The following is a 25,942-nucleotide window of genomic DNA, read 5'->3' on the forward strand; positions in this document are numbered from 1 at the left end:
GCGGGACGCGGAGTGTGGGCCGCACCACCCCGGCGGCGGTGAGTCGTCTGCGACATCAAGTTCGTAGGCGCACCAAAGTCATCCCGCCCTTCGCCGCGCGAGGGGAAGGGCGGGACCGTGTCTCAGGCGTCGTAGTCGACCGTGAGCTTGTCGGTGACCGGGCTGGACTGGCAGGTCAGCACGTACCCGGCGGCCACCTCGTCCGGCTCCAGCGCGTAGTTGCGGGCCATGGTCACCTCACCGGAGACCACCTTGGCCCGGCAGGTCGAGCAGACCCCGCCCTTGCAGGCGTACGGCAGCTCGCCGCGGACCTTCAGCGCGGCGTCCAGCACCCGCTCGTCCCGGCCCATGGTGAAGCTCGACGAGCGTCCGTCCAGCACGATGGTCACCTCCGCGCCGGCGCCGGGCTCGTCGGCCGGGCGGCGGACCGGCTCCGGCGGCGCGTCGACGTGGAACAGCTCGGTGTGCACCGCCGCCTCGGGCAGCCCCCGGCCGGTGAGCACCGCCTTGGCGTCCAGCACCATGGCGTACGGGCCGCAGAGGAACCACTCCTCGACGCCCTCGCCGACGACGGTGTCCAGCAGCCGGGTCAGCCGCTCGGCGTCGATCCGCCCGGAGAGCAGCGGCGACTCGCCCTGCTCCCGGGAGAGCACGTGCACCAGGTGCAGCCGGGTCGGGTAGCGGTCCTTCAGGTCGGCGAGCTCCTCGGCGAACATCACCGAGTTCGCCGTCCGGTTGCCGTACACCAGGGTGAAGGTGCTGGCCGGCTCGACGGACAGCGCCGTGGCGACCAGCGAGAGCACCGGGGTGATCCCGGAACCGGCGACCACCGCGCCGTAGCGCCGGGCCCGGTCCGGCGCGAAGGCCGAGGTGAAGTGCCCGAGCGGGGGCAGCACCTCGACGGTGTCGCCGCCGCGCAGCGCGCCGCAGGCGTACGCGGAGAAGGCGCCGCCGGGAATCTCCCGCACCCCGATCCGCAGCCGGCCGTGCCGGGCCAGCTCGTCCGGGGTCGAGCAGATCGAGTACGACCGCCGCACGTCCTCGCCGCCCGCGCCGGTGGCGCCGGTGGGCCCGTCCCCGGCGGGACGCCGGACGGTGAGGTGCTGGCCGGCGGAGAACGCGAAGGTCTCCCGCAGCTCCTCGGGCACGGCGAAGGTGATCGCCACGGCGTCGTCGGTGAGCCGGTCGACGGCGGCGACGGGCAGCGGGTGGAAGGCCGGCCGGCGACGGATCGGCCGGGTGATGGTGACAGTCACAGCGCCTTCAGGTGGTCGAAGGGTTCGGAGCAGGCGCGGCAGCGCCAGAGGGCCTTGCACGCGGTGGAGCCGAAGCGGCTGACCTGCTCGGTCTCCGGCGAGCCGCAGCGGGGGCAGCGCACGGCGAGGGTCAGCGGCACCACGTTGCCGCCGCGGGCGGCGGACGCGGGCGGGGCGATGCCGGCGGCGGCCAGCTTGGCCCGGCCGCGCTCCGAGATCCAGTCGGTGCTCCACGCCGGGGCGTGCACCGTCCGGACCTCGGCGTCGGGGTGGCCGGCGGCGGCGAGCGCCCGGCGGATGTCCGCCCGGATCACGTCCATCGCCGGGCACCCGGTGTAGGTGGGGGTGATGGTGACCACGATCCGGCCGGTGGCCGGGTCCTCCTCGACCGACCGCAGGATGCCCAGCTCGTCGATGGTGATGACCCGGATCTCCGGGTCCACCACCCCCGCCACGGCCTCCCTCGGCGTGGTCACCAGCGGGCCCCCGGGTGGGCGCGGTGCAGCACCTGCATCTCGGCCAGCAGGTACGAGAGGTGCTCGGTGTGCACGCCGTCCCGTCCGCCGCCCGGGGTCCACCGGGTCTCCGGGCGGGTCAGGGTCGCCTCGTCCAGCACGGCGGAGACGGTGGCGTCGAAGTCGGCCCGCAGGGTGGCCGGGTCGACCGGCGCCGCCGGGTCCGCCGTGAGGAGCTCGTGGGTGTACGGCCACACCTGGTCGACCGCCGCCTGCATGCGCCGGTGCGACTCCTCGGTGCCGTCGCCGAGCCGCTTCACCCAGAGCGCCGCGTGGTCCAGGTGGTACGCGGACTCCTTGCGGGCCTTCGCGCCGATCGCGGCGAGCCGCTCGTCGGCGCACCCGGCCAGCGCGGTGTAGAGCGGGAGCTGGTAGGCGGCCAGGAAGAACAGCTTCGCCATGGTGACCGCGAAGTCCCCGTTGGGCAGCTCCACCAGGAGACAGTTGCGGAACTCCCGGTCGTCGCGCAGGTACGCCAGCGCGTCCTCGTCCCGGCCGGCGCCCTCCAGCTCGCCCGCGTACGTGAGCAGCAGGCGGGCCGCGCCGAGCTGGTCGAGGGCGATGTTGGCCAGCGCGACGTCCTCCTCCATCTCGGGCGCGCGGGAGGTCCACTCGCCGAGCCGCTGCGCGGCGATCAGCGCGTCGTCGCCGAGGGCGAGGGTGAAGTCGAACAAGGTGTTCACAGGTGCGCCACCCCGTCCGGCACCTCGTAGAAGGTGGGGTGGCGGTAGACCTTGTCGGCGGCCGGGTCGAAGAAGGCGTCCTTCTCGTCCGGGCTGGACGCGGTGATCGCGCTCGCCGGCACCACCCAGATGGAGACGCCCTCCTGGCGGCGGGTGTAGAGGTCCCGGGCGTTGCGCAGGGCCAGCTCGGCGTCGGGGGCGTGCAGGCTGCCGACGTGGGTGTGCGACAGCCCGCGCCGCGCCCGCACGAAGACCTCCCACAAAGGCGAAGGATCCTTCGCGCTGAGCTGGTCGGTTCGCTCGCTGCGCTCGCTCACGCTGCCACCTTTTCCTTGTTCTTCTGCTTCGCCGCGTACGCCGCGGCGGCCTCCCGTACCCACGCGCCCTCGGCGTGCGCGCGGCGCCGGTGCGCCATCCGCTCCCGGTTGCACGGGCCGTCGCCCTTGATCACCCGCATCAGCTCGTCGTAGTCGGGCTGGGTGTAGTCGTACGCCTGGCGCTCGTCGTTCCAGCGCAGCTCCGGGTCGGGCAGGGCCAGGCCGAGCACCTCCGCCTGCCCGACGCACATGTCCACGAAGCGCTGCCGCAGGTCGTCGTTGGAGAAGCGCTTGATCTTCCAGGCCATCGACTGGGCGCTGTGCGTCGAGTCGCCGTCCGGCGGACCGAACATCGCCAGTGAGGGGTACCACCAGCGGTCGACGGCGTCCTGGGCCATCGCCTTCTGCGCCGGGGTGCCGTGCGCCAGGGTGTGCAGGATCTCGTAGCCCTGCCGCTGGTGGAACGACTCCTCCTTGCAGACCCGGATCATCGCCCGGGCGTACGGGCCGTAGGAGCAGCGGCAGAGCGGGACCTGGTTGACGATCGCGGCGCCGTCGACCAGCCACCCGATCGCGCCCACGTCGGCCCAGGTCAGGGTCGGGTAGTTGAAGATCGAGCTGTACTTCTGCCGGCCGTCGAGCAGCAGTTGGACCAGCTCGTCCCGGCTGACGCCCAGGGTCTCGGCCGCGGCGTAGAGGTAGAGGCCGTGGCCGGCCTCGTCCTGCACCTTGGCCAGCAGGATCGCCTTGCGCTTGAGCGAGGGGGCGCGGCTGATCCAGTTCCCCTCCGGCTGCATCCCGATGATCTCGGAGTGCGCGTGCTGGGCGATCTGCCGGATCAGGGTCTTCCGGTACGCCTCCGGCATCCAGTCCCGCGGTTCGATCTTCTGATCCGCGTCGATCACGTCCGTGAAGTACCCGTCGAGGTCCTCGTCCGGGGCCGGGCCACCGCGCCGGGCCCGCGCCGCGGCCTCCCGCAGCGCCGCCTCCGCCGCCTCCACCTCGCCGAGCAGGCCGCCGCCCGGGCCGTCCTCGGGCGCGGCGAAGTCGTTGCCATACATGAGGCCAGTGTTACAGCTCGCGCCCGATGACACCAGAGGGTGTAACAGGTTTCCCGGCGTACCGTCCGTCACCGGATGACGGCTTACGGTCAACCGGCCTGACCTGCGGAAATTGTGTGACGTCGGCCACGCGGGAAAGGTGAATCCTCCCAAGCACGGCAAAGAGGGCTATTGTCCCGCCTTCATGGCGAGTCGCCGGCCGCCGGGTGCTGGCATCGGGCCGGTCCGGAAGTAGACTTCGCCCGGCACACCGATCGGCTGCTGACGATCGCCACCGAGTTCCAGGCCATCTCCCCCGGCCTCGGCGATCAGGCCGTACCCATTCGGAACAGCCGGTCCCCCCGGCCAGACATCTGGAGTTCGCCCACTCATGCGACCTCGCGTGACCCTGGTGCTCGCCATCGTCGCGGTCCTCCTCGGTGGCGGCATGCTGGTGCCCGCCGCGTACGCCCGCCTCTCCGGCGGCGACGCGCTGCCCAGCCTCGGCGGCATCGGCGGCGGCACGGAGAACGTGCCCGCGCCGCCCCCCAGCACGCCGCCCCCGCCGACCCTGGCCGCCGGTCCGGTCTCGGTGAACTTCAAGGGCGAGTTCTTCTCCTGGGCGCTGATGGACCGGACCACCGGCGAGATCAGCGGCGCCAAGAACATGGCCCAGACCAACTCCACCGAGTCGATGCTCAAGACCTGGATCGTCTCGGACTACCTGCGCCAGCTCGGCGACAAGCAGCCGACGGCCGCGCTCAAGAAGGCCGCGAGTGTGGCCATTCGGGACAGCAACGACGACGGGGCCAACGCCGTTTACCAGGCGGCCGGCGGGTCCTACAAGCCGCAGCCGAACGGCAAGCCGGACCCGGTGATCCAGCGGGCCATCAAGATCTGCGGCCTCACCGACACCAAGCGCAGCGGACCGCCCGCCCCCGCCATGTACAACGGCTGGTGGAGCTTCACCAGGATGTCCCCGCGGGATGCGGTCCGGCTCGGCGACTGCATCGCCGACGGCAAGGCCGCCGGGCCCAAGTGGACCAAGTGGGTCCTGAACGAGATGGCCAACGTCCGGGGCAGCGTCAAGGTCCAGCAGCAGAAGTCCGGCGGCGGCAAGTGGGGCATCATCGACGGCCTGCCCGCCGAAATCAAGGCGCAGGGCCCGGTGAGCATCAAGAACGGCTGGACCCAGCTCGTCTACGACAACAACTGGCACGTCAACTGCCTGGCGGTCACCGACAAGTGGAGCCTCGCGGTGATGATGCGCTACCCGGCCAGCACCAGCCTGTCGTACGGCGCGAAGGTCTGCGCCAGCGTGGCCACCCAGCTGGTCACCCCGCAGCCCGGCGCCGCGCTCAAGGTGCCGCAGCAGCCGGTCGGGAAGCTCTGATGGCGGGCACCCGCCGCCGGCCGGGCAGCGACCACCGCACGCTGACCTACAGCGCGGTCGCGGTGATCCTGGTCGGGCTGGTGCTGGTCTCGCTCCAGTTCGTGCCCGGCTCGCCGTTCCGCCCCACCGCCGCCTCGCACACCGGCAACGCGAGCGGCCGGTCCACCGGTACGCCCACCGACCGGAGCACCCGTACCCAGCCGTCGCCGTCGCCCTCGCCCTCGCTGGAGCCGCTGCCGTTCCAGGCCCAGGACCTCGACGGTCTCGGCATCAAGGGCTGGTACTCCTGGGCCGTGCTGGACAAGCGGACCGGGAAGATCATCGGCTCGGCGAACATGAACGAGACCAGCACCACCGCCTCGATGATCAAGGCCTGGGTGGTCGCGGACTACCTGCGCCGGAGCGCCGAGGCGGGGAAGACCCCGAGCGACGCGAAGCTGGACGACGCCACGCAGATCATTCGCGACAGCAACAACACCAAGGCGCAGGAGTTCTACGAGAGCGTGGGCGGTTCGGCCTCGATCAAGCGGCTGATCTCGATCTGCAAGCTGACCGACAGCAAGGTCGCCAGCGACGGCGGCTGGAGCCGGACGATGCTGTCGCCCCGGGACACCGCGCGGCTCGGCCTCTGCATCGACGACGGCCGGGCCGCCGGGCCGAAGTGGACCAAGTGGCTGCTCAACGAGATGCGGCTGGTCCGCGGTGACGGCGACTTCGGCATCCGTAAGGCTTTCCCCGCCGCCGAACAGAAGCAGATCGCCATCAAGAACGGCTGGATCGACCGGCAGAAGGAGCGGGAATACCACGTCAACTGCCTGGCGATCGGCGACACCTGGACGATGGGCGTGATGGTCCGTACCCCGTTCAGCGCCACCGGCAGCTGGGATTACGGCATGAAGGCCTGCGAACGGGTCACCGAGGCGCTGCTCCGCGACGCCACCTGATCCCACCCGCCGGTTCGTCCCGGACGGCCGGTCAGCCCTGGAAGAACTCCGGCCCGTTCGCCGGCAGGGCCGGCACCTCGCCGATCGCGGCGGCCCGGCGGGCGAACTCCCGGAGCCCGGCCACCTGCCGCTCACCCAGGGAGAAGTCGAGGGTGCGGAAGTAGGTGGCCAGGGTCGCCGCGTCGAACGTCTCCCAGCGGGCCGCCGCCTCGGCCACCTGGTCCAGCTCGGCCAGGCACAGGTCGCGGGAGCGCAGGAACGCCTCGTGCACCTCCTTGACCACACCGGGGTGGGCGGCGGCGAAGTCCCGGCGGACCGCCCAGACGGCGAAGACCATCGGCAAGCCGGTCCAGTCCCGCCAGGCCTGCCCGAGGTCGGTCACCTCGAGGCCTTTGCCGGGCGCCTCGTGGAGGGCGCGCAGCGCCACGTCGCCGATCAGCACGCCGGCGTCGGCCTCCAGCAGCATCTGGGTCAGGTCCGGCGGGCAGCGGAAGTACTCGGGCCGGACGCCGTACCGCTCCCGGAGCAGCAGCTGGGCCAGCAGCACCCCGGTACGCGAGGTGGAGCCGAGCGCCACCCGCGCCCCGTCCAGCTCGGCGAGGGGCTTCGTGGAGACCACGTTGACCGAGAGCACCGGACCGTCACTGCCGACCGCCAGGTCCGACAGGAGCAGCAGCTCGTCGGCGTGCCGCAGGTACTCCACCTGCGAGATCGGCCCGATGTCCAGGTCACCGGCGACCAGCGCGGCGTTCAGCCGGTCCGGCGAGTCCTTGTGCAGGTCGACGTCGATCAGGGTGCCGGACCGCATCAGCCCCCAGTAGATCGGCAGGCAGTTGAGGAACTGGATGTGCCCGACGCGGGGGCGAGCGATGCGGTCAGCCATGCCCCCGACCGTATCGCCGCCCCCCGGACCCGGCTCAGCGGGAGGGCGCCGGAGTGGCCAACTCCGCACCGGGCGCCGGGTCCTCCGCCACCTCGGTCGCTCGCGTGGGCTCGGGCGGCGTGGCCGGTTCGTCCGCAGCCACGCCCGCCGTCGTCCGCCCGGCCCGGACGGCCCGGACGACCGTGGGAACTACCAGGGCGATCACCAGCAGTCCGGCGACGCCGCAGCCGGCGACCAGGAGGCGGGGCGGGGCCGCCTCCAGCAGGAGACCGCCGAGCAGGAAGCCGACCATCGAGGCGCCCTGGACGGACGCGCTGAGCGCGGCGTACGCCCGGCCGCGCGACGCCTCGGGCACCCGCCGGGCCAGCAACACGTTGTCGAAGACGTTCGCGCCGCCGTTGCCCACCCCGCCGAGCAGCCAGACCGGCACCAGCAGCAGTGCGGACGGCACCGCGGCGGAGAGCAGGATCATCAGGCAGCACCCGGCGAGCAGGGCGAGGTAACCGACGAGCAGCCGACCGTCGTCAACCAGCCGCCGCGCCGCCCGGGCGAAGAGCCACGCCCCGACCAGGATGCCGAGCGTCCACGCGCCGGTGACCAGGCCGTACATGGTGGCGGAGCTGCCCAGGGTCTCGCGGATGAAGAAGACCTCGACCACGTTGATCGCCCCGACGGCGGCGATCACCCCGGCGATGGTGGTGATCATCGCGACCAGCAGCGGGTCCCGGCGGAGCCGCCAGCCGGCCGCGGACGCGGTGGGCGTGCCGGGGATCGTCGCCGGTCGCCGGCCGCCACCCCGCCGGGTCCGGATCAGCAGCCCGGCCGCGACCAGCGCGAGGTAACTGGCGGCGTCGAGGAGCAGCGGCAGCCGGGCGCCGAAACCACCGACCAGGACCCCGGCCAGCGCCGGACCGGCCAGCGCGCCGAGCGTGCCGGCGGTCTGGTTCAGCGCCGCGGCCCGAGGCAGGTCCTCGGCCCGGACCATGGCCGGCACCAACGCCGAGAGCACCGGCTGGGTGACCGCGAGGCCCGCCGCGAGCAGCGCCACCAGCGCGATGACCAGGGCCGGATGACCGGCGTACGCCAGCGCGAGGCAGACGGCGGCCTGGCCGAGCCCCGCGACCACCAGCAGGAGCCGGCTGTCCACGCGGTCGGCGAGCGGGCCGGTCAGCGGGGCGAGCGCCGCCAGCGGAAGGGTGGCGGCGAGCATCAGCCCGGACACCGCCAGGCCGCCCGCACCGGCGGACTGGAGGGCGAGCGTGAGGGCGGTCGCGGCGAGGAAGTCCCCGCAGGTGGAGACGCCGCGGGAGGCGGTGACCAGCCAGACGTCGGACCAACGCGACGAACCGGGTGTGAAGGACATACTTCGAAGTTATTCCTTCACACCTGGGTTGCGCAATCCCCCGTCGTCAATCCACGGGCAGCGCCCGGTACTGCACGGCGACGCTTCGGGCGCCTTCGGGCGGGTTCGTCCGCAACCGTCGCCGGTACGGGTCCATCAATTCCTGGATCGCGTTGTTGAGCCCGACCAGCTCCTCGGCGGTGAGCAGCAGCATGCCGTCGCTGAACCAGGCGGCCTCGTACCACTCGCGCGGCTCATCCGTCGCCCGCTTGAGCCAGTCCCGCACGCGCTGGCTGTCCCGGGCCATGTGGGCCTCGACCAGGGCCGCCTCGGCGGCGCGGGCGTCGGAGCCGGCGTCCGGGCCCGACTCGACGTAGTACGACGGGCTGAACGCCTGCCAGACCCGCTCCCGGGCGTCACCCCGGCCGGGGGCCTCCTCGATCAGCCCGTACTTCGCCAGCTCCCGCAGGTGGTAGCTGGTCGCGCTCGGCGACAGTCCGGCGATCTCGGCGCACTCGGTGGCGGTCGCACCGCCCTCCACCGTGCTGAGGTGTTCCATGATCGCCATGCGGGCCGGGTGGGCCAGGGCCCGCATCACCTGCGGGTCGCTGATCGTCACCCGGTGCTGTTCGGGGCGCGCCTCGGTCATGCCCCCAATGATCCCGCCCCGCCGTCGCCCCGGCGAAATTCGGTTGCCCGACCGGCCGCACGGAGTAAGCTGCTCTGTCCCGCCCGACGGCCGTGGTGAGTAGCACCGCACAGGACGTCCCGCGCCGACCGAGGTCGGAAACGCGAGCGGCAGCGTTTTTCCCGTGACGAGGAGTACGTGGATGACCCTGCACGCCCAAGAACAGACCCTGGACGCCGAACTCGTCGCCGAGCGCGACCACCTGGCGGCGTCCCGCGCCGCCCTGGCGCGGATGCGCGAGCGCGCCGAGGCCCTCTTCGCCACCGGCGACAAGGTGGCCGGCGACGCGTACACCGCCGAGCAGCTGGGCCGGCACATGGCCCGCCGGGTCAAGGAGCTGGCCGACGACCCGACCACCCCGCTCTTCTTCGGCCGGCTCGACTTCGGGGAGAGCGATCCGGACCACGCCGGGCGGGAGTACCACGTCGGGCGGCGGCACGTCACCGACGAGCTGGGCGAGCCGATGGTGCTGGACTGGCGGGCCCCGATCTCCCGATCGTTCTACCGGGCCAGCGCCCGCGACCCGCAGGGCGTCGCCGTCCGGCGGCGGTTCGGGTTCAGCGCCGGCGTGCTGACCAGCTTCGAGGACGAGCACCTGGACCGGGGCGAGGAGCTGGGCACGGCCAGCCGGATCCTCACCGCCGAGATCGAGCGCCCCCGCGTCGGCCCGATGCGGGACATCGTCGCCACCATCCAGCCGGAGCAGGACGAGCTGGTCCGGGCCGACCTGGCCGACTCGATCTGCGTGCAGGGCGCGCCGGGCACCGGCAAGACGGCGGTCGGGCTGCACCGCGCCGCGTACCTGCTCTACCTGCACCGGGAGCGGCTGCGCCGGTCCGGCGTGCTGATCGTCGGGCCGAACCGGGCGTTCCTGTCGTACATCGCGGCGGTGCTGCCCGCCCTCGGCGAGGTCGAGGTCGAGCAGGCCACGGTGGAGGACCTGGTCGCCCGGGTGCCGGTACGCGGCGTCGACGCCCCCGCCGTCGCCGCCCTCAAGCACGACGCCCGGATGGCCGAGGTGCTGCGCCGGGCGGTCGACGGGCGGATCGGCGCCCCCACCGAGCCGATCATGGTGTCGGACGGCTCGTTCCGCTGGCGGATCGGCCTCGACCCGTTGCACCGGGTGGTGGAGGAGACCCGCCGGGAGCGGCTGCCCTACGCGACCGGCCGGGAACGGGTCCGGGCCCGGGTGGTGGGGCTGCTGCAACGCCAGTCCGAGGCGCGCCGCGCCGAGTCACCCGGCGACGCCTGGCTGCGCCGGATGGGCAAGGCCAAGCCGGTCACCGCCTTCCTCGACGCGGTCTGGCCGGCGCTCACCCCGGAAGGGCTGCTGCACACCCTGCTCACCGATCCCGAGGCGCTCGCCACCGCCGCCGACGGCCTGCTCACCGCCGAGGAGCAGGAGTTGCTCCGGTCCGCGAAGCCCGGGCGTACCCCGAAGGCGACCAAGTGGACCGCCGCGGACGCGGTGCTGATCGACGAGGCGGCCGGGCTGATCGAGCGGGCCGCCGGCTTCGGGCACGTGGTGGTCGACGAGGCGCAGGACCTCTCCCCGATGCAGTGCCGGGCCATCGCCCGGCGCAGCGAGCACGGCTCGATCACCCTCCTCGGCGACCTGGCCCAGGGCACCGCGCCCTGGGCGGCCACCGACTGGCGGGAATCCCTGGTGCACCTGGGCAAGCCGGACGCGGTCGTGGTGCCGCTGAGCGTCGGCTTCCGGGTGCCGGCGGCGGTGGTCGCCTTCGCCAACCGGCTGCTCCCGGCGCTGGCCGTCGACGTACCCCCGGCGGAGTCGCTGCGCCGCGACGGGACGCTGGCCGTGCGTACCGTGGACGACCTGGTCGCGGCGACGGTGGCCGAGGTGCGGGCGGCGCTGGCGCACGACGGCTCGGTCGGCGTGATCGCCGCCGACGACGCGGTGGAGCGGCTGCGCGCCGCCCTCGCCGAGGCGGGAGTGGCGACCGCGACCGCCGACGACGTGGCGGCCGCGGCGCGGGTCACGGTGGTCCCGGCGACCCTGGTCAAGGGCCTGGAGTACGACCACGTGGTGGTCGTCGAGCCGGCCGCGATCGTGGCCGCCGAGCCACGCGGCCTGCACCGCCTCTACGTGGTGCTGACCCGGGCCGTCTCCCGCCTCGCGGTCCTCCACCGCGACCCGCTCCCCGACCCGCTGGCCGCCTGACGCCGCCCCGGCCGCGCCGACGACCGCCAGCGCCGGCTGACCAAGGTCACGCTGTAACCAGGATGTAGTGGCCTCGCACCGGCCGCGATGCCACTACATCCTGGTTCGAGCGCGAGCAGGGGGCCGCTCGGGGCGACGCGAGTGACGTGGCGGGTCAGCCCGCGAGCGCGGCGGCAACGGCGCGCAGCGGGGCGCCGGACTCGGCGATCGGCACGGTGAAAGCCAGCCAGGAGCCGTCGGTGAAGTCGATCCGCAGCCGCTTCGGGTTGAGCCGGTGCCAGCCCACCCGGGCCGACGCCACCTCGGCCCGGGGCGCCGCCCAGGCGACCCGGGTCTCGGCCAGTGAGCGCTCGTCGTCGTCCCGGTTGGACAGCAGCTTCACCGCGCCGGTGACGCAGACCAGCAACCGCCGGTCGGTGACCGCGAGCACGGTGTGCCGCAGCTTCCCGTCCGGCCGCGCGGGGTTGACCGCCCGGTGCAGCCGGGAGGCGGCCGAGCCGGGGGCGCCCCGGCCGGCGATGCCCCAACCGATCAGGTCCACCAGCCGGTCGCCCCGGTCCCAGGTGGCCAGCGGGACGAGCAGGTTGAGCAGCACCGAGGTGACGGTGGCCCGGCCGGGCGCGTCGGCGGCCACCTCGTCGGGCGGCGGCGGGGGCGTGACCCCGCCGCCGATCTCCGCCTGCGCGTACGACAGCACCTGCTCGCCCGGCTCGACGAGCTGGCCGATCCGGTCGCGGTAACCCGTCGCGTCCATCGGCTCAGTATCGGTCGTAGCCGTAGTCGTCGTCGGTGCGGCGCTCCGCAGCCGGCGCGTTGCCCATCACCTCGCCGACGATCTCCCGGACCCGGGCGGCGGCCGCCTCCTGCGCCCGGTTCGCCGCGGCGGTGAACTCCTCGGCCAGGGTGTACGAGTCGAACCGCATGGCCCGGGCGTTGATCTCGGTGGAGAGGATCTTGCCGTCGGCGGCGGCCGTCACGGTGACCAGACCCGAGTCGCTCACCCCCTCGGCGCTGCTCTGCTCCAGCTCGGCCATCCGCGCGCCGAGTTCGCGCTGCCACCCGTCCAGGTTGCGGGCCAGCGCCTCGATCCGGTCCAGGGCGGGGAAGGACGTCATGGCTGCCTCTCAGTTCACGATCGAGTCGAAGACGTTCTGCACGCCCCGGGTGTACGGACCCAGGTCCTCCTGGTACGTGCCGTCGACCAGGTAGTTGCGGTCCTTGTGGCCGTCGGAGACGTCGTACATGCCGACCCCGGTGTCCAGCAGGGCGCCGCCGATGCCCGGCACGTTCACCGGTGACACCTTGTTGATCGCGTACTTGCCGGGGAACAGCAGGGCGGTCCGCTTGAGCTTGAACTGCAACGCCTCCCTGGTGTAGCCGGACTTGTTCCACGCCCGGTACGCCTTCTTGGCCTTGCGCAGCTCCATCACGGTCTTGCGGTACTTGGTGAGCAACTGGGCGACCTTCTCCAGCTTGGTCACCAGCTTGGTGAGAATCTCGGCGAACCGGGCCACGATCTTGACCATCCGACCGACCGTGGTGGCGAGCCGGGCCAGCACCCGGACCACCGTGGCGGCCAGCGAGATCCCCGCGCTGAGGAAGGCGGCCACCGCCGCGATGATCACCTCGGTGAGGAACCAGAGCAGGAACTCCAGGATCAGCTCGACCAGCAGGTTGAACGCGTCGACCGCCGCGTTCGCCGCGTCGACCAGCACCTCCTTGGTGCCGTCCAGCCCCTTGGCCAGCTCCTCGATGGCCTCCTCGACGGACTCCATCGAGGCGTGGAACTTCTCCGCCGCGTCGCCGTCCCAGGCGCCGCGCAGCCGGGCCCGGTCGGCGATCTGGTCTCCGGCGAGCTGCCGGACCGCCTCGCCCGTGCTCAGCGCGAGCTGGGCCGCCCGCATCAGGTCGTCCGGTTCACCGGCGACCAGCTCCAGCAGCTCGTTGAACGGCCAGAGCACGGCCTGGGAGAGGGGCTTGAACGGGTCGGGCGTGCCCGACACGATCTGCTCGAAGTAGGTCTTGTTGCGCTGCAACGCCTCGGTGCTCATGCGTCCCCCTCAGGCGCCCGGCGCGAACAGGTCGGTGTTGCCCACGTCGGTGCCGGTGTAGGCGTCCGCGGTGTCGCTGATCCCCTCGGCGATGTCGGCCATCACCTCGGCGCCCTCCGCCAGCCCGGTCACGCACGCCTCGAACTGCTCGGCATATGCGGCGGCGAGGCTGAACGACGCCGGCATGACGCCGAAGGCGTGCCGCGGCACGTGCCCGTCGTTGAAGACCCGGTGCAGCTCCCGGAACCGGGCCGCCCGGTCCCGGGAGGCGGCGGCGAAGGCGGTCAGCGCCTCCGGTTGCACGTCCAGGTTCCTGCTCGGACTTGTCACGGGACCCTCCCCAGTGTCCAGTCGACAGCCGCTCGCCCCCGGCGTGACGCGGGCGACGGAAATACACAGTAGGTGATCGCCGCCGCTTCGCGGGGCAGCGGGGTTGGCGCGGAGGCACTAGACAGGAGCCGGGGACCGCAACCCCCACGAAGGAGCCCGCCATGATCCTGGCCCACGCCGACCAGGTCAGCCGCCGGTACGGCGACGTACTCGCCCTGGACCGGGTCGACCTCACCGTCCGCGCCGGCGAGCTGGTCGGCCTGCTCGGCCCGAACGGCGCCGGCAAGAGCACCCTGATCAACCTGCTGGTCGGGCTGCGCCGACCCACCGCCGGCCGGGTGGAGCTGTTCGGCGGCGACCCCCGCGACGCGACCAGTCGGCGGCGGCTCGGGGTCACCCCGCAGGAGACCGGCCTGCCCGGCACGCTCCGGGTCGGCGAGGTGGTCGACTTCGTCTCCGCCCACTTCCCCGACCCGGTGCCCCGGGCCGAGCTGCTCGACCGGTTCGGCCTCGCCGACCAGGTACGCCGGCAGACCGGTGGGCTCTCCGGGGGGCAACGCCGGCGGCTCGCGGTTGCCCTCGCCTTCATCGGCCGACCCCGGCTGGTGATCCTCGACGAGCCCACCACCGGCCTGGACGTGGAGGCCCGGCACTCCCTCTGGGAGGCGGTCCGGGCCTTCCACTCCGAGGGCGGGACCGTCCTGCTGAGCAGCCACTACCTGGAGGAGGTGGAGGCGCTGGCGCAGCGGGTGGTGGTGATCGGCCACGGCCGGGTGCTCGCCGACGACACCGTGGACGCGGTCCGGGGGATCGTCGGCGTACGGCGGGTCAGCCTGATCGCGGACGAGCTGCCGCCGCTGCCCGGCGTGGTCTCCACCGAGCACGCCGAGGGGCGTACCCACCTGCTCACCACGGACGCCGACCAGCTCGTCCGCGACCTGGTCCGGGCCGGGGTGGCGTTCCGGGAGCTGGAGGTCCGGCCCACCTCGCTGGAGGAGGCGTTCCTCACCATCACCGCCGACGACCGGCCGACGGCCGTCACCGCCTAGGAGCCGTCCGATGCCGCTCGCCCTGGTCCACGCCAAGTACCAGCTACTGGAGATCATTCGGATCCCGGTCGCGGTGTTCGGCGCCGCGTTCTTCCCGGCCGCGTCGATGATCTTCTTCGTGGTGCCGTTCACCGGCGACGACGCCCAGGCGGCCACCTTCGCCACCGCCTCGATGGTCACCTTCTCCGTGCTGACCGCGAACATCTTCCAGTACGGCGCCGGGGTGGCCGAGGACCGCGTGCAGCCGTGGAGCCCGTACACCCGCACCCTGCCGGCCGGCGCCCTGCCGCGGTTCGCCGGGCGGATCCTGGCCGGCCTGGTGCTGACGTACGTGTCGATGCTGCCCGTGGTGGTGATCGCCGCGGTGGCGACCGCCGCCGCGATCACGCCGGTGGACTTTCTGATCGCCCTCGGCACGGTCGCGGTGATCTCCGTGCCCTTCACCCTGCTGGGCCTGGCCATCGGCTATTCGATGCCGAGCAAGGCGGCGATCGTGGTCGCGCAGCTGATCTTCTTCCCGCTGGCCTTCGGTGGCGGCCTGCTCTCCGGGCCCGACGACGCGCCGGGCTTCATCCGGGCCATCGCCCCCTACCTGCCCACCCGGGGCGCGGTGGAGCTGATGTGGGCGGCCGCCACCGACTGGCGACCGGACCCGCTGGCCCTGGCGATGCTGGGCGTCTGGGTGGTACTGCTCGCGGCCGTCGCCACCTGGGCGTACCGGCGGGACGAGGGACGCCGCTTCAGCTGAGCAAATGTCCGATTACGGCCCGGCGGGCGACGGGACGGTGCCACGATGCCGGCAGGGCGCGCCGACCGGGCCGCCCACCGGCGAGAGGGGCCAACGTGAACGGCGTCGAGCCCGGCACGCCCTGCTGGGCCGACCTGGCCACCCCGGGGCTGGAGGACGCGCAGCGGTTCTACCCGCAGCTCTTCGGCTGGACCGGGCGGGTCTCGCCGGACCCGGCGGCCGGTGGCTACACGATCTTCCTCAAGGACGGGAAGGCGGTCGCCGGGGCCGGCCCGCCGGCCAGCCCCGACCAGGTGCCGATCTGGTCGACGTACGTGGCCACCGACGACGCGGACCTGGTGGCGACCCGGGTGGAGACCGCCGGCGGCCAGGTGGTGGTCGCCCCGTTCGACGTCCTCGACCAGGGCCGGATGGCGGTCCTCGCCGACCCGGCGGGCGCGGTGTTCAGCGTCTGGCAGCCGATGGCGATGCGCGGGGCCGAGCTGTTCAACGAGCCCGGGTCGATGTGCTGGAACGAGCTGGTCACCCCCGACCCGGACCGGGCCAAGGAGTTCTACGCGCTGGTCTTCGGCTGGCATCCGGAGGAGCGACCGGCCGGCCCGGTCACCTACACCGGCTGGCGCTGCGGAGCCCGGATCGTCGCCGGCATGATGCCGCAGCTGGAACCGTTGCCCGGGGACCTGCCGGCGTACTGGTCGGTGTTCTTCGCGGTGGCGGACGCCGACGCCATCGCCGCCCGCGCCGCCGAGCTGGGCGGCACGATCCTCGTCCCGCCCCGGGACAATCCGGCCGGCCGCACCGCCGCCCTCCGCGACCCCCACGGCGCCCTCTTCCACATCACCGCCCTCCGCTGAGGCCCAACCGCGCGCCGATCTTGCACTTGTGGTTGGCGGTAAGCCGGCTTTCGCCCGGTCCATCCCCACCAGAACTGCAAGATCGCCGAGGCGGGGTGGGGGGTCAGCGGGGGCGGATGGGGACGACCAGAGGGCCGTGGTCGCCCTGGACGATGCGGACGTGGGCGCGGTAGTGCCGGGACAGCAGCTCCTCGGTGAGCACCTCCTGCGGCGGGCCGGCGGCGGCCACGCGGCCGTCGGCGAGCAGCACCAGCCGGTCGGCGTACTCGCCGGCCACGGAGAGGTCGTGCATGGTGGCCAGCACGGTCAGCCCGTGCGCGCGGCGCAGCTGGTCGACCAGCTCCAGCACCTCCTGCTGGTGGCCGATGTCCAGCGCGCTGGTCGGCTCGTCGAGCAGCAGCAGGGTGGCGCCCTGGGCCAGCGCCCGGGCCAGGAAGACCCGCTGCCGCTCGCCGCCCGACAGGGTGGCCAGCTCGCGGCGGTCGAAGTCCATCAGGTCGAGCCGGTCCAGCACCTCGTGCACCGCGGCCAGGTCGGCCGCCGACTCCCGGCCCAGGGGCGGGATGTAGGGGGTGCGCCCGAGCAGCACGTAGTCGAGGACCGACATGCCGGCCGGCACCACCGGGGACTGGGCCACCGTGGCGACGACCCGGGCCCGGTCGCGGCGGCGCAGGGACCGGATCGGCGTACCGAAGAGGGAGACCACGCCCGGCGCGGCGAGCAGGCCGCCGACGGCGCGCAGCAGCGTCGACTTGCCGGCGCCGTTCGGGCCGATCACGGTGACCCACTCGCCCACGGCGACGGTCAGGTCCACGCCGGCCAGGATCGGCCTGCCGCCCAACTCGACCCGCAGGTCCCGCACCTCCACGGCGGCCCCGGTCACGAGAACACCCGGCGGGAGGTGCGCAGGACCAGGACGAAGAACGGGCCGCCGAGCAGCGCGGTGACCACGCCGATCGGGATCTCGGCCGGGGCGGCGGCGGTCCGTGCGACCACGTCGGTCAGCGCCAGGAACGCCCCGCCGAAGAGCATCGACAGCGGCAGGATCACCCGGTGGCTCGACCCGGCGAGCAGCCGTACGGTGTGCGGCACGATGATGCCGACGAAGCCGATCAGGCCGGAGGCGGAGACCGCGGCGGCGGTGCCCAGCGAGGCCGCGGCGATCAGCAGGTAGCGGGAGCGCTGCGGGTGCAGCCCGAGGCTGGTGGCCTCGTCGTCGCCGACGGAGAGCACGTCCAGCTCGCGCCGGTGCAGCAGCACCACCACGGCGGTGAGCACGAAGTACGGCAGCACCAGCCGGACGTCGTGCCAGCCGGCGGTGGCCAGCCGCCCGAGCAGCCAGGAGTAGACCTGCTGGATGCTGTCGGAGTGCCGTTGCAGCAGGTACGTCTGCCCGGCGGCGAGGAACGCCGAGACCGCCACCCCGGCGAGGATCAGCGTCGCCGGTGACCGGTCCCGCCCGCCGGCCGCGCCGAGCCCGTAGGTCATGGCGACCGCGCCCAGCGACCCGACGAACGCGGCGAGCGGAATGGTGACCGGCATCCCGGTGATCGCGCCGCCCGCCCCGGCGCCCAGCGTGATGGCCGCGGTGACCGCGAGGCCGGCGCCGGCCGCGACCCCGAGCAGGTACGGGTCGGCGAGGGGGTTACGGAAGACGCCCTGGTAGCAGCCGCCGGCCAGGGCGAGCAGCCCGCCGACGAGCAGGCCGAGCACGACCCGGGGCAGGCGCAGCTCGGTGACGATGGCGATCTCCCGCTCGGTGAGCCCGCTGTCCAGGTGCACCCCGGGCAGCAGGTTGAGCAGTTCGGCGGCCACGCTGCCGGGCGGCAGGCTGACCGGGCCGAGGGAGACCCCGGCGACGAGTGCGACCAGCACCGCGGCGATGCCGGCGAGCAACCAGCGGGTCCGCAGCCCGGCCGGCCGGACCGTCGCACCCGGTCCGGCCGGCGGCCGCCCGCCGCGCGTCACCCGACCGCCGGACGGGGCGGCGGGCACGCCGGCGGGCCGGGACGCCTCGGGCGTCCCGGCCGGCCGGTCGGCGCGTTCCGCTGGCACGGTCCGGTTCAGGCCGGGACCTTGGCGGTGGCGTCGACGATCGCCTTGACCAGGTCGACCACGCGCGGGCCCCAGCGGGAGGCGATGTCGTCGTCCAGCGCGACGATCTGGTTGTGCTTCACCGCGTTGACGCCGGCCCAGCCGCTCCGGGCCTTGACGGTGTCCGGGGTCTGCTTGCAGCACTTGGTGTCGGCGAGGAAGACGAAGTCGGGGTTCGCCTTGACGATGACCTCCTGGGAGAGCTGCGGGTAGCCGCCGTGCTTACCGTCGGCGTCCGCCGGGTCGGCGATGTTCTCCAGCCCGGCGAGGGCGTAGATCGAGCCGATGAAGGTCTTGCTGGTGACGCTGTACAGCTCCGGGCCCAGCTCGTGGTAGTAGGTGAGCTTCGCGGCCCGCTTGGGCAGGTCCTTGGTGAGGGCGGCGATGTCGTTCTTCATCTTCGTCGTGACGGCGTCGGCCTCGGCCGGGTGACCGGTGAGCTTGCCGAGGTCGGTGATCTGCTGGTACGTGTCGTCCAGCGTGGCCGCCGCCGGGGTGAGCAGCACCGGGATCTTCAGCGTGGTGAGCTGGTCGATGATCTTGTTGGTGTCGTTGGCGAGCACCACCAGGTCGGGGCTCTTGCCGGCGATCGCCTCGGCGTTCGGCTGGTAGCCGGAGAGGTCACTCTTCGGGGCCTCCGCCGGGTAGTTCGACTGGTCGTCCACGGCGGTGACCTGCTTGCCGGCGCCGATGGCGAAGAGCATCTCGGTCGCGGTGGGCGAGAGCGAGACGATCTTCTCGGGGCGCTTCTCCAGGGTCAGCTTGCCGACGGTGACCGGGAAGGTGGCGGCCGCCGAGCCGCTGCCGGCGGCGGGGGTGTCGGTCGAGGTCTGCTCGGCGCAGGCGCCGAGGAGAAGCGCGCCGACCGCGAGGGCGGCGGCGAAGAGCCGGGGGGTACGTCTGGACATCGATCCTCCTGTCGGTCGAGGAGCGTGGTGCTTCGCCGACAGGGAGCGCCCGGGGCGGCCCGTCCGCGAGGCGCCCTTCCTCGAGAGCGCGTGTCGCGACCGACCGCAGGCGACCTGGCTCGTCCCCGCTCCCGGTGGCGGCCGGAGGCCGACGCCGTGCGGGGCATCACAGTTGCGGGACAGCGCCGGTTTCGCACCGGCTTCGCTGCGGGTTGGTCGGTAGCACCGTAGCGCACGACCAGCGGAGACCATCCGGACGGGAGGGGAAGGGGCGATTCCCGGCCCGGCAATGATTTTCCATGCGTTGACCTCTGGCGAAACTTCCCTCCAGGCGCGACAGTGAACGGCAACGATGTCGTCAACCTGTGGAGTTCACATGGCCAGACCAGCACTGCGCGCGGTCGCCCTCGCCGGCGTCGCCGCACTCGCCCTGTTCGGCGTGACGGCACCCGCCCGCGCCGACAACAACCTGCCCGTCGTGGCCCACGACGAGCAGATCACCTTCCAGGAGTTCTCGAAGTACCCGGACTGGCAGACCGGCACCCACCAGGGCACCTACGCCATCCCGGGGCACCGGACCGGGATCACCATCGACCAACCGGCCGGCACCACCGACTTCACCGACGAACACACCGGCACCACCCGCAGCTGGGAGTACGCCACCTGGACCTCGCCCGAACAGCGGATCGGCTTCGACGCCACCGAACTGGTGGCCTCGTGGAACGCCCAGACCCCGCCCGGCACCTGGATCCAGGTCGAACTGCACGGCACGTACAACACCGGGACGCAGACCCCCTGGTACGTGATGGGCCGCTGGGCCTCCGGCGACCAGGACATCAAGCGGGCCACCCTGGACGGACAGGGTGACCCCTGGTCGACCATCTGGACCGACACCTTCTCCATCGACGACGCCGACGCCGGGGTGCTGCTGCGGTCGTACCAGCTCCGGCTGACCCTCTACCGGGCGCCGGGGCAGGCCGCCTCGCCGCGGGTCTGGATGCTTGGCGCGATGAGCTCGAACGTGCCGGACCGGTTCACCGTCACCCCGAGCAAGGGCGGGATCGCCTGGGGCACCGAACTGCCCGTGCCCCGCTACTCGCAGAACATCCACCGTGGTGAGTACCCGGAGTACGACAACGGTGGCGAGGCCTGGTGCTCGCCGACCTCCACCGAGATGGTGGTCGAGTACTGGGGCCGCAAGCCCACGGCGGAGGACACCGCCTGGGTCGACCCGAGCTACGCCGACCCCACGGTCGACCACGCCGCCCGGATGACCTACGACTACGAGTACGAAGGCGCCGGCAACTGGCCGTTCAACACCGCGTACGCGGCCAGCTTCCCCGGCCTCGACGCGCGGGTCACCCGGCTGCACTCGCTGGACGAGGTGGAACGCTTCATCAAGGCGGGCATCCCGGTCGTCACCTCGCAGTCCTTCCTGGCCGAGGAGCTGGACGGGGCGAACTACGGCACCTCCGGGCACCTGTTCGTGGTCGTCGGCTTCACCGCCGACGGCGACGTGATCGTCAACGACCCGGCCTCGTCCTCCGACGAGGCGGTGCGCAACGTCTACAAGCGGTCCCAGTTCGAGCAGATCTGGCTGCGCACCAAGCGGCACCGGGCGAACGGCAGCGTGGCCGGCGGCTCGGGCGGGATCGCGTACCTGATCAAGCCGGCGGACCGGCCCTGGCCGGTCGTGCCGGGCTCGACCAACTGGTGACCGGACGGGCCCGGCGCGATCCCCTCGGGGGCCGCGCCGGGTCCGTCGGCCTCAGCCCTGGACCGGCTTGCGGGCGAGCCGGTCGATGGCGGCCTCGTCCTCGTCCGGACGCCGGCGCCCGAGGACCGTCCGGACGATCAGGACCACCCAGGCGACCGCGGCCAGCGCGCCGCCCACGGTGAAGCCGGTGACCAGCAGCCAGGTGTTGCCGCCGGTGGTGGCGAAGACGCCCTTGCCGGCCCCGGTGTCGCGGGCCGCCGCGGTGCCGCCCGTGGTCAGGCCCGCCGGGTCGTCGAAGAGGATGACGTCCCTGCGCGCGGCGCCGCCGTCGGTCGGGACGAAGTCGCCGTGCCAGGTGCAGCTCCGCTTGCCGCACTCCTCGCGGACGGCGGTGAAGGTGCCGGGCGTGCCGGCCCCGGACTTCGCCCGCCACGCCGGAGCCACGTCCGGTGCGGCGAAGGCCACCCCCAGCACCGCGATGACCGGCAGGCCGACCCAGAGGAAGAACTTCATCCGCCAACTGCTGATCTTCTCGAACACGGGAAGCGACCCTAGCCGGGATCGGCCACCGTCGCTGCCCCGTCTCCCCGGCCGGACGGCCGGATCAGCTCCGGCGCTCGCCCTCGCCGTCGTCGGCGGGCCGGTCGTCGTCGCCGGCGAGCGCGGAGCGCAGCCGCTCCTTCTCCGCCCGGCGCCGCTCCGCCGCCTCGGCCATCTCCCCGGCCATCTCGTCCCGCCAGCCCTTGAGCAGGAAGAACGAGAGCGCGGCCGAGAAGACCAGCGCCAGCATCAGCCGCAGGAACATGTTCATCTCGACGAACCAGAGGGCCGCCAGCACGGCGACGAACAACCCGATCCGGCCCAGCGTGTACTTGACCGCCGCGCTCAAGCTCGTACTCCATTCTCCGTCACGGCTCAGCCCGTCCGCCGGGCCAGCCAGTGCACGCCAGGAAACCAGACCACCGCGTAGACCACGGTGAAGGCCGTCGCGGCCAGCGCACCGGAGACCAGCGGCGGCAGCCCGGCGGCCAGGCCGGCCGCCAGCAGCCCCGCGAGCACCCCGAGCGCGATCCCGGCCAGCGCCGCCACCACCCGGGCCGCGCCGAACTCCCACGCCCGGAAGTCGTCCCAGAAGAGCCAGACCGGGAGGATGACGGCCAGCCAGCCGTTGGTCCGCCCGAAGCCGCCCGCGCCCATGGTGGCGAACGCCCACTCGAAGAGCACCAGCGCCAGCACCCCGATCACCAGGCCGGCGAGGCTCACCCCGAGCAGGTCGCCCAGGGTCAGGATGCGCCCCTCGGCGTCCCGCCGGGGGAAGCCACGCTGCTGCTCCTCGGTGCTCATCGGCGCGCGGTCAGGCCCAGACCTGCTGCGGCTCGGCGCGCCGCTCGTCCAGCGACGGGGCCGCGTCGTACTCGCGGACGGTCTCGTAGCGGGTGTTCCGCTCGACCGGGCGGAACCCGGCGTCCCAGATCAGGTGCAGCAGGTCGTCCCGGTGCATGGTGTTCGGCGTGCCGTACGAGTCGGCGTCGTGGGTGATCTTGTATTCCACGACGGAGCCGTCCAGGTCGTCCACACCGAAGTTCAACGACAGCTGGGCCACCGAGAGACCGTGCATCACCCAGAAGCACTTCACGTGCGGCACGTTGTCGAAGAGCAGCCGGGAGACCGCGAAGGTCTTCAGCGACTCCGCCGGCGCGGCCATCGTGGTCCGGTCCTGGATCCGGTTACGGATCTTGCCGTCCGCCGAGTCGACGAAGTCGTGCTGGTAGCGCAGCGGGATGAAGACCTGGAAGCCGCCCGTCTCGTCCTGCAGCTCGCGCAGCCGCAGCACGTGGTCGACCCGGTGCCGGGGCTCCTCGATGTGGCCGTAGAGCATGGTCGACGGGGTCTTCATGCCCTTCGCGTGGGCCAGCCGGTGGATCCGCGACCAGTCCTCCCAGTGGCAGGCGTGGTCGACGATGTGCTGCCGGACCTCCCAGTCGAAGATCTCCGCGCCGCCGCCGGTCAGCGACTCCAGGCCGGCGTCCATCAGCTCGTCGAGGATCTCGTCCGCGCTCAGCCCGCTGATCTTCTCGAACCACTGCACCTCGGTCGCGGTGAACGCCTTGAGGTTGACCTTGGGCAGCGCGGCCTTCAGCTCGCGCAGCACCTTCGGGTAGTAGCGCCAGGGCAGGGTCGGGTGCAGGCCGTTGACGATGTGCAGCTCGGTGAGCTGCTCGTCCTCCATCTCCTTGGCCTTGCGGACGGCCTCGTCGATACGCATCGTGTAGGCGTCCTTCTCCCCCGGCTTGCGCTGGAAGGAGCAGTACGCGCACGACGCGGAGCAGACGTTGGTCAGGTTGAGGTGCCGGTTGACGTTGAACATCACCCGGTCGCCGTTCAGCTCGGTGCGCTTGTGGTGGGCCAGCCGCCCCAGCCAGGCGAGGTCGTCGCTCTCGTACAGGGCGATCCCGTCGGCGCGGGTCAGCCGCTCCCCCGCGTAGACCTTCGCCTCGAGCTCGCGCTTGAGTCCGGCGTCCATCGAAAGCCACGTCCCTTCCACCTGCGGTCCGGTCGAGCGTACGTCGCTACCCCGACCGGCCGGCGGCCCGGTCAACCGCAGCGACCCACTTCACCGGACGACCGGTCGACCGTCACCCTCCGCGCATCGACATCCCTGGCTCGGTGAGGTAAGACATGATGGGGCGGAACTCACACTGGTACCGTCCCGGTTCACCGCGCACACCCAGCGCGGGAGGCACCAGACCGGACGGGGAGCGGAATGGTCGACAGCAGGCGGGGCCGACGGCAGCGACGCGGAGGCCCGGTGATCTCTCCGGTGCTACGCCCGAAGCTCTGGTCCGCCCTGCTCGGCGTCGTGGCCGCCGCCGCGATCGCCACCCCCTCCTGGGCCGACCCGCTGCCCGACACGGTTCCCGACACCGGGCTCCGGCCGCCCCAGATCAGCCTGCAGATCCCCGGCCTGACCGGGCAGACCCCGGGCGGGCTCGGCACCACGCCGGGCGCCACCACCCCGGGCGACGGCCCGCTGATCGCCCAGATCAACCAGGCCGACGCGCTCGTCGCCCAGCTCGGTGAGTCCCTGGAGCAGCTGCAGGGCGAGCGCGACGCCGCGCAGGCCCAGCTCGCCCTGGACGCCGCCGCCCTCCAGCAGGCCCGGGACGCGCTCGCCCAGGCGCAGGAGCGGGCGAGGAACGCCGCCGCCGACGCGGTCAAGGCCGACGCCGCGCTGCCGCCCGGGCAGTTCGGCTCCGACCTGCGTCAGCTCGACGCCCTCCAGCGGATCACCCGGGGCGACAAGGCGCAGGGGGCGACCACCGCCGTCGACGGCGAGGTCGCCCGGGCCACCGCCGCGGAGCAGATGGCCCGGGAGGCGTACTCCGCGACCGAGCGGCGGGTGGCCGACAAGGTCGCCGAGTACACCCGGGTCGAGGGGGAGCTGCACAAGCAGGAGGCCGCCCTGCTCCAGCTGCGCAAGGACAACGCCGCGCAGCTGCTCGAGATCGAGCGCCGGGCGGAGGCCGCCGAGCAGCAGCTCGGCAGCTCCTACGTGAGCAACCAGAGCGTCAGCGGGCTGGTCGCGCACCCGACGGCGCTGGCCGCCGTGCGCTACGCCCTCGCCCAGCTCGGCGACCCCTACCTGTGGGCCGCCGAGGGGCCGGACCGCTTCGACTGCTCCGGCCTGATGCTCGCGTCCTACCAGGCGGCCGGCTACGACGGCCTGCCCCGGGTCTCTCGCGACCAGTACTACGCCACCCGTTCCCGGACCGTCGACCCGAACGCGCTCCTCCCGGGCGACCTGCTCTTCTTCGCCTCCAGCAGCAGCTGGACGAGCATCCACCACGTCGCCATGTACATCGGCAACGGAAAGATGGTCGAGGCGCCGCGGACCGGGGACGTCGTCAAGATCTCGGGCGTCCGGTGGAGCCGGCTCTTCGCCGCCACCCGGGTGGTCGGCGCCGTGCCCGCCCCGGCCACGCCCACCCCGGCGCCGACGCCCAGCCCGTCGAAGACGCCGAAGCCGACCCCCACGCCCACCGCCACGGGCACCGCCAAGCCGACGCACACGCCGTCGCCGACGCCGACCACCGGCAGCCCGAGCCCGTCGGCCTCACCGTCGCCGAGCGAGTCGCCGACGCCGACGCCGAGCCCGTCCGGGTCGCCGTCGCCGACCGGCGCGGCGACCAGCGACCCGAGCCCGACGAACACCTCCGCCGAGCCGACCAACAGCGCCGCCGAGCCGACCGACAGCGCCGCCAGCTCCGACCCGTCGAGCAGCACGGTGCAGAGCGCCTCGTCCACTCCGAGCAGCGGTAGCTGACCAACCGTCCACTCCGACTGTGCTGCCGCGCCGGAATGTGGCACGGTGAGATCCAGGCACTCCCGACCGACGCCACGGTCCGGGGGCGAGCGTGGCCGTGGAGGGGCGAGCATGGGCGAGCGAGAGGTTCCGGCGCAGGCGGTCCACCCGGGATCCGCGCCGGACCCCAGCGACCGACCGGCCGACCCGGGTGCCGACGAGCGCGGGCCGGAGGCCCCGACGACGGGAGCCGCCGCGGTGGCCCGGGCGCGGGTGAGCGTCGCCGGCGCGGCCGTACGGCCCCCGGCTGAGGACCGGCCCGCCGCACCGGCCACCGCCACCACGTACCGGTCCGGCGCCCCGGCGGAGCCCGCGGGGCCGCTGGAGCGGCGTCAGCCCGGCGCCTCGGTCACGCCCTCGACCTGGTCCGCCTTCGCCGCCGGCGAGCGTTCCGCCACGACGCCGGCCCCGGCCGACCCGGTCGGCGGCGGGTCCCCGGTCGGCGATGGCGCGCCGGCGGCCGAGGCAGGTGTCTCCCCGGCCCCCGACGCTGCCGGCGCGGCCCCCGCCGGGACCGCCGGCACCCCCGCACCGACCCCCGCCGGGACCGCCACCGCGCCCGCCGCCACCGCACCGGCCCCCACC

General features: G+C 73.2%; 27 protein-coding genes, 1 pseudogene and 1 riboswitch. Of the genes and pseudogenes, 9 read left to right on the plus strand and 19 right to left on the minus strand.

What is annotated here, in order from left to right:
• Window positions 1–122 precede the first annotated feature (122 nt).
• From paaE to paaA, 5 genes are read right to left on the minus strand one after another with little or no spacing between them, the layout of a single operon-like run.
• Entirely contained in the window at window positions 123–1,256 is a 1,134-nt protein-coding gene (gene paaE / locus EFE23_RS00725) for a 1,2-phenylacetyl-CoA epoxidase subunit PaaE (RefSeq protein WP_123238882.1), read from the minus strand.
• A complete protein-coding gene (gene paaD, locus EFE23_RS00730; protein ID WP_123238883.1) occupies window positions 1,253–1,732 on the minus strand; it encodes a 1,2-phenylacetyl-CoA epoxidase subunit PaaD in 480 nt (159 codons plus the stop codon). The genes paaE and paaD overlap by 4 nt, the downstream gene beginning before the upstream one ends.
• Window positions 1,729–2,454, minus strand: coding sequence for a 1,2-phenylacetyl-CoA epoxidase subunit PaaC (gene paaC, locus EFE23_RS00735; protein WP_123238884.1), 726 nt, complete (start codon window positions 2,452–2,454; stop codon window positions 1,729–1,731). The genes paaD and paaC overlap by 4 nt, the downstream gene beginning before the upstream one ends.
• Entirely contained in the window at window positions 2,451–2,771 is a 321-nt protein-coding gene (gene paaB, locus EFE23_RS00740) for a 1,2-phenylacetyl-CoA epoxidase subunit PaaB (RefSeq protein WP_123238885.1), read from the minus strand. The genes paaC and paaB overlap by 4 nt, the downstream gene beginning before the upstream one ends.
• Entirely contained in the window at window positions 2,768–3,832 is a 1,065-nt protein-coding gene (gene paaA / locus EFE23_RS00745; RefSeq protein ID WP_123238886.1) for a 1,2-phenylacetyl-CoA epoxidase subunit PaaA, read from the minus strand. Before paaA ends, paaB begins: the two co-directional genes overlap by 4 nt.
• A gap of 370 nt (window positions 3,833–4,202) precedes the next feature.
• Here paaA and EFE23_RS00750 point away from each other — a divergent pair, with 370 nt between their 5' ends.
• Both EFE23_RS00750 and EFE23_RS00755 read left to right on the plus strand, forming a co-directional pair.
• Entirely contained in the window at window positions 4,203–5,204 is a 1,002-nt protein-coding gene (locus EFE23_RS00750) for a barstar family protein (RefSeq protein WP_123238887.1), read from the plus strand.
• Window positions 5,204–6,148, plus strand: a complete 945-nt coding sequence (locus tag EFE23_RS00755) for a serine hydrolase (RefSeq protein ID WP_123238888.1) — start codon at window positions 5,204–5,206, stop codon at window positions 6,146–6,148. The genes EFE23_RS00750 and EFE23_RS00755 overlap by 1 nt, the downstream gene beginning before the upstream one ends.
• Before the next feature lie 31 nt (window positions 6,149–6,179).
• Here EFE23_RS00755 and EFE23_RS00760 read toward each other — a convergent pair whose 3' ends face one another.
• The 3 genes from EFE23_RS00760 to EFE23_RS00770 are packed head-to-tail and all read right to left on the minus strand — an operon-like array spanning window position 6,180 to window position 9,022.
• Window positions 6,180–7,031, minus strand: a complete 852-nt coding sequence (locus EFE23_RS00760; protein WP_123238889.1) for a menaquinone biosynthetic enzyme MqnA/MqnD family protein — start codon at window positions 7,029–7,031, stop codon at window positions 6,180–6,182.
• A gap of 34 nt (window positions 7,032–7,065) precedes the next feature.
• Window positions 7,066–8,394 carry an MFS transporter gene (locus tag EFE23_RS00765; protein ID WP_123238890.1) on the minus strand — a complete coding sequence of 443 codons (1,329 nt, stop codon included), beginning with the start codon at window positions 8,392–8,394 and terminating at the stop codon, window positions 7,066–7,068.
• A 46-nt stretch (window positions 8,395–8,440) separates the two neighbouring features.
• Window positions 8,441–9,022, minus strand: a complete 582-nt coding sequence (locus EFE23_RS00770; RefSeq protein WP_123238891.1) for a winged helix-turn-helix domain-containing protein — start codon at window positions 9,020–9,022, stop codon at window positions 8,441–8,443.
• Between the two features lie 181 nt (window positions 9,023–9,203).
• Between EFE23_RS00770 and EFE23_RS00775 the strand changes: the two genes are divergently transcribed.
• The gene (locus EFE23_RS00775; RefSeq protein WP_123238892.1) at window positions 9,204–11,243 is read left to right on the plus strand and encodes a HelD family protein; all 2,040 of its coding nucleotides are present in this window, start codon (window positions 9,204–9,206) and stop codon (window positions 11,241–11,243) included.
• Between the two features lie 154 nt (window positions 11,244–11,397).
• Here EFE23_RS00775 and EFE23_RS00780 read toward each other — a convergent pair whose 3' ends face one another.
• The 4 genes from EFE23_RS00780 to EFE23_RS00795 are packed head-to-tail and all read right to left on the minus strand — an operon-like array spanning window position 11,398 to window position 13,624.
• Complete coding sequence (locus tag EFE23_RS00780) at window positions 11,398–11,997, minus strand: hypothetical protein (RefSeq protein ID WP_123238893.1); 600 nt, start codon at window positions 11,995–11,997, stop codon at window positions 11,398–11,400.
• Window positions 11,998–12,001: 4 nt separating this feature from the next.
• Entirely contained in the window at window positions 12,002–12,358 is a 357-nt protein-coding gene (locus EFE23_RS00785; protein WP_123238894.1) for a YbaB/EbfC family nucleoid-associated protein, read from the minus strand.
• A gap of 9 nt (window positions 12,359–12,367) precedes the next feature.
• On the minus strand, window positions 12,368–13,294 hold the full coding sequence (locus tag EFE23_RS00790; RefSeq protein ID WP_123238895.1) for a WXG100 family type VII secretion target: 927 nt from the start codon (window positions 13,292–13,294) through the stop codon (window positions 12,368–12,370).
• Between the two features lie 9 nt (window positions 13,295–13,303).
• The gene (locus EFE23_RS00795; protein WP_123238896.1) at window positions 13,304–13,624 is read right to left on the minus strand and encodes a type VII secretion target; all 321 of its coding nucleotides are present in this window, start codon (window positions 13,622–13,624) and stop codon (window positions 13,304–13,306) included.
• A 161-nt stretch (window positions 13,625–13,785) separates the two neighbouring features.
• Between EFE23_RS00795 and EFE23_RS00800 the strand changes: the two genes are divergently transcribed.
• The 3 genes from EFE23_RS00800 to EFE23_RS00810 all read left to right on the plus strand — a co-directional run bounded on the left by EFE23_RS00800 (window position 13,786) and on the right by EFE23_RS00810 (window position 16,275).
• Window positions 13,786–14,673 carry an ABC transporter ATP-binding protein gene (locus tag EFE23_RS00800; protein WP_123238897.1) on the plus strand — a complete coding sequence of 296 codons (888 nt, stop codon included), beginning with the start codon at window positions 13,786–13,788 and terminating at the stop codon, window positions 14,671–14,673.
• A 10-nt stretch (window positions 14,674–14,683) separates the two neighbouring features.
• A complete protein-coding gene (locus EFE23_RS00805) occupies window positions 14,684–15,421 on the plus strand; it encodes an ABC transporter permease (protein WP_123238898.1) in 738 nt (245 codons plus the stop codon).
• A gap of 95 nt (window positions 15,422–15,516) precedes the next feature.
• On the plus strand, window positions 15,517–16,275 hold the full coding sequence (locus tag EFE23_RS00810) for a VOC family protein (protein ID WP_123238899.1): 759 nt from the start codon (window positions 15,517–15,519) through the stop codon (window positions 16,273–16,275).
• A 103-nt stretch (window positions 16,276–16,378) separates the two neighbouring features.
• On the opposite strand, the gene EFE23_RS00815 is transcribed toward EFE23_RS00810, so the two are convergent.
• The 3 genes from EFE23_RS00815 to EFE23_RS00825 form a co-directional block, all read right to left on the minus strand.
• A complete protein-coding gene (locus EFE23_RS00815; RefSeq protein WP_373683948.1) occupies window positions 16,379–17,143 on the minus strand; it encodes an ABC transporter ATP-binding protein in 765 nt (254 codons plus the stop codon).
• Window positions 17,144–17,154: 11 nt separating this feature from the next.
• On the minus strand, window positions 17,155–18,243 hold the full coding sequence (locus EFE23_RS00820) for a FecCD family ABC transporter permease (protein ID WP_123238924.1): 1,089 nt from the start codon (window positions 18,241–18,243) through the stop codon (window positions 17,155–17,157).
• A gap of 95 nt (window positions 18,244–18,338) precedes the next feature.
• A complete protein-coding gene (locus tag EFE23_RS00825) occupies window positions 18,339–19,277 on the minus strand; it encodes an ABC transporter substrate-binding protein (RefSeq protein ID WP_123238901.1) in 939 nt (312 codons plus the stop codon).
• A gap of 113 nt (window positions 19,278–19,390) precedes the next feature.
• Window positions 19,391–19,478: riboswitch (cobalamin riboswitch) on the minus strand.
• A gap of 175 nt (window positions 19,479–19,653) precedes the next feature.
• Here EFE23_RS00825 and EFE23_RS00830 point away from each other — a divergent pair.
• Window positions 19,654–20,994, plus strand: a complete 1,341-nt coding sequence (locus tag EFE23_RS00830) for a C39 family peptidase (protein WP_123238902.1) — start codon at window positions 19,654–19,656, stop codon at window positions 20,992–20,994.
• 51 nt (window positions 20,995–21,045) lie between these two features.
• On the opposite strand, the gene EFE23_RS00835 is transcribed toward EFE23_RS00830, so the two are convergent.
• From EFE23_RS00835 to mqnE, 4 genes are all read right to left on the minus strand, one after another.
• The gene (locus EFE23_RS00835; protein WP_123238903.1) at window positions 21,046–21,534 is read right to left on the minus strand and encodes a hypothetical protein; all 489 of its coding nucleotides are present in this window, start codon (window positions 21,532–21,534) and stop codon (window positions 21,046–21,048) included.
• Between the two features lie 64 nt (window positions 21,535–21,598).
• Window positions 21,599–21,883, minus strand: coding sequence for a DUF4229 domain-containing protein (locus EFE23_RS00840; RefSeq protein ID WP_123238904.1), 285 nt, complete (start codon window positions 21,881–21,883; stop codon window positions 21,599–21,601).
• Window positions 21,884–21,909: 26 nt separating this feature from the next.
• Window positions 21,910–22,338 (minus strand): hypothetical protein, encoded by a 429-nt coding sequence (locus EFE23_RS00845; RefSeq protein ID WP_123238905.1) that lies wholly within the window; start codon window positions 22,336–22,338, stop codon window positions 21,910–21,912.
• Window positions 22,339–22,348: 10 nt separating this feature from the next.
• Window positions 22,349–23,518 (minus strand): aminofutalosine synthase MqnE, encoded by a 1,170-nt coding sequence (gene mqnE, locus EFE23_RS00850; RefSeq protein WP_123238906.1) that lies wholly within the window; start codon window positions 23,516–23,518, stop codon window positions 22,349–22,351.
• A 240-nt stretch (window positions 23,519–23,758) separates the two neighbouring features.
• Here mqnE and EFE23_RS00855 point away from each other — a divergent pair, with 240 nt between their 5' ends.
• Together EFE23_RS00855 and EFE23_RS00860 are read left to right on the plus strand one after the other, a co-directional pair.
• Window positions 23,759–25,318 carry a C40 family peptidase gene (locus tag EFE23_RS00855; RefSeq protein WP_199736875.1) on the plus strand — a complete coding sequence of 520 codons (1,560 nt, stop codon included), beginning with the start codon at window positions 23,759–23,761 and terminating at the stop codon, window positions 25,316–25,318.
• A 111-nt stretch (window positions 25,319–25,429) separates the two neighbouring features.
• A pseudogene (locus EFE23_RS00860) lies at window positions 25,430–25,942 on the plus strand (hypothetical protein); the annotation flags it as partial.

It is taken from the genome of Micromonospora solifontis (genome assembly GCF_003725545.1).
Taxonomy (GTDB): Bacteria; Actinomycetota; Actinomycetes; order Mycobacteriales; family Micromonosporaceae; genus Micromonospora; species Micromonospora solifontis.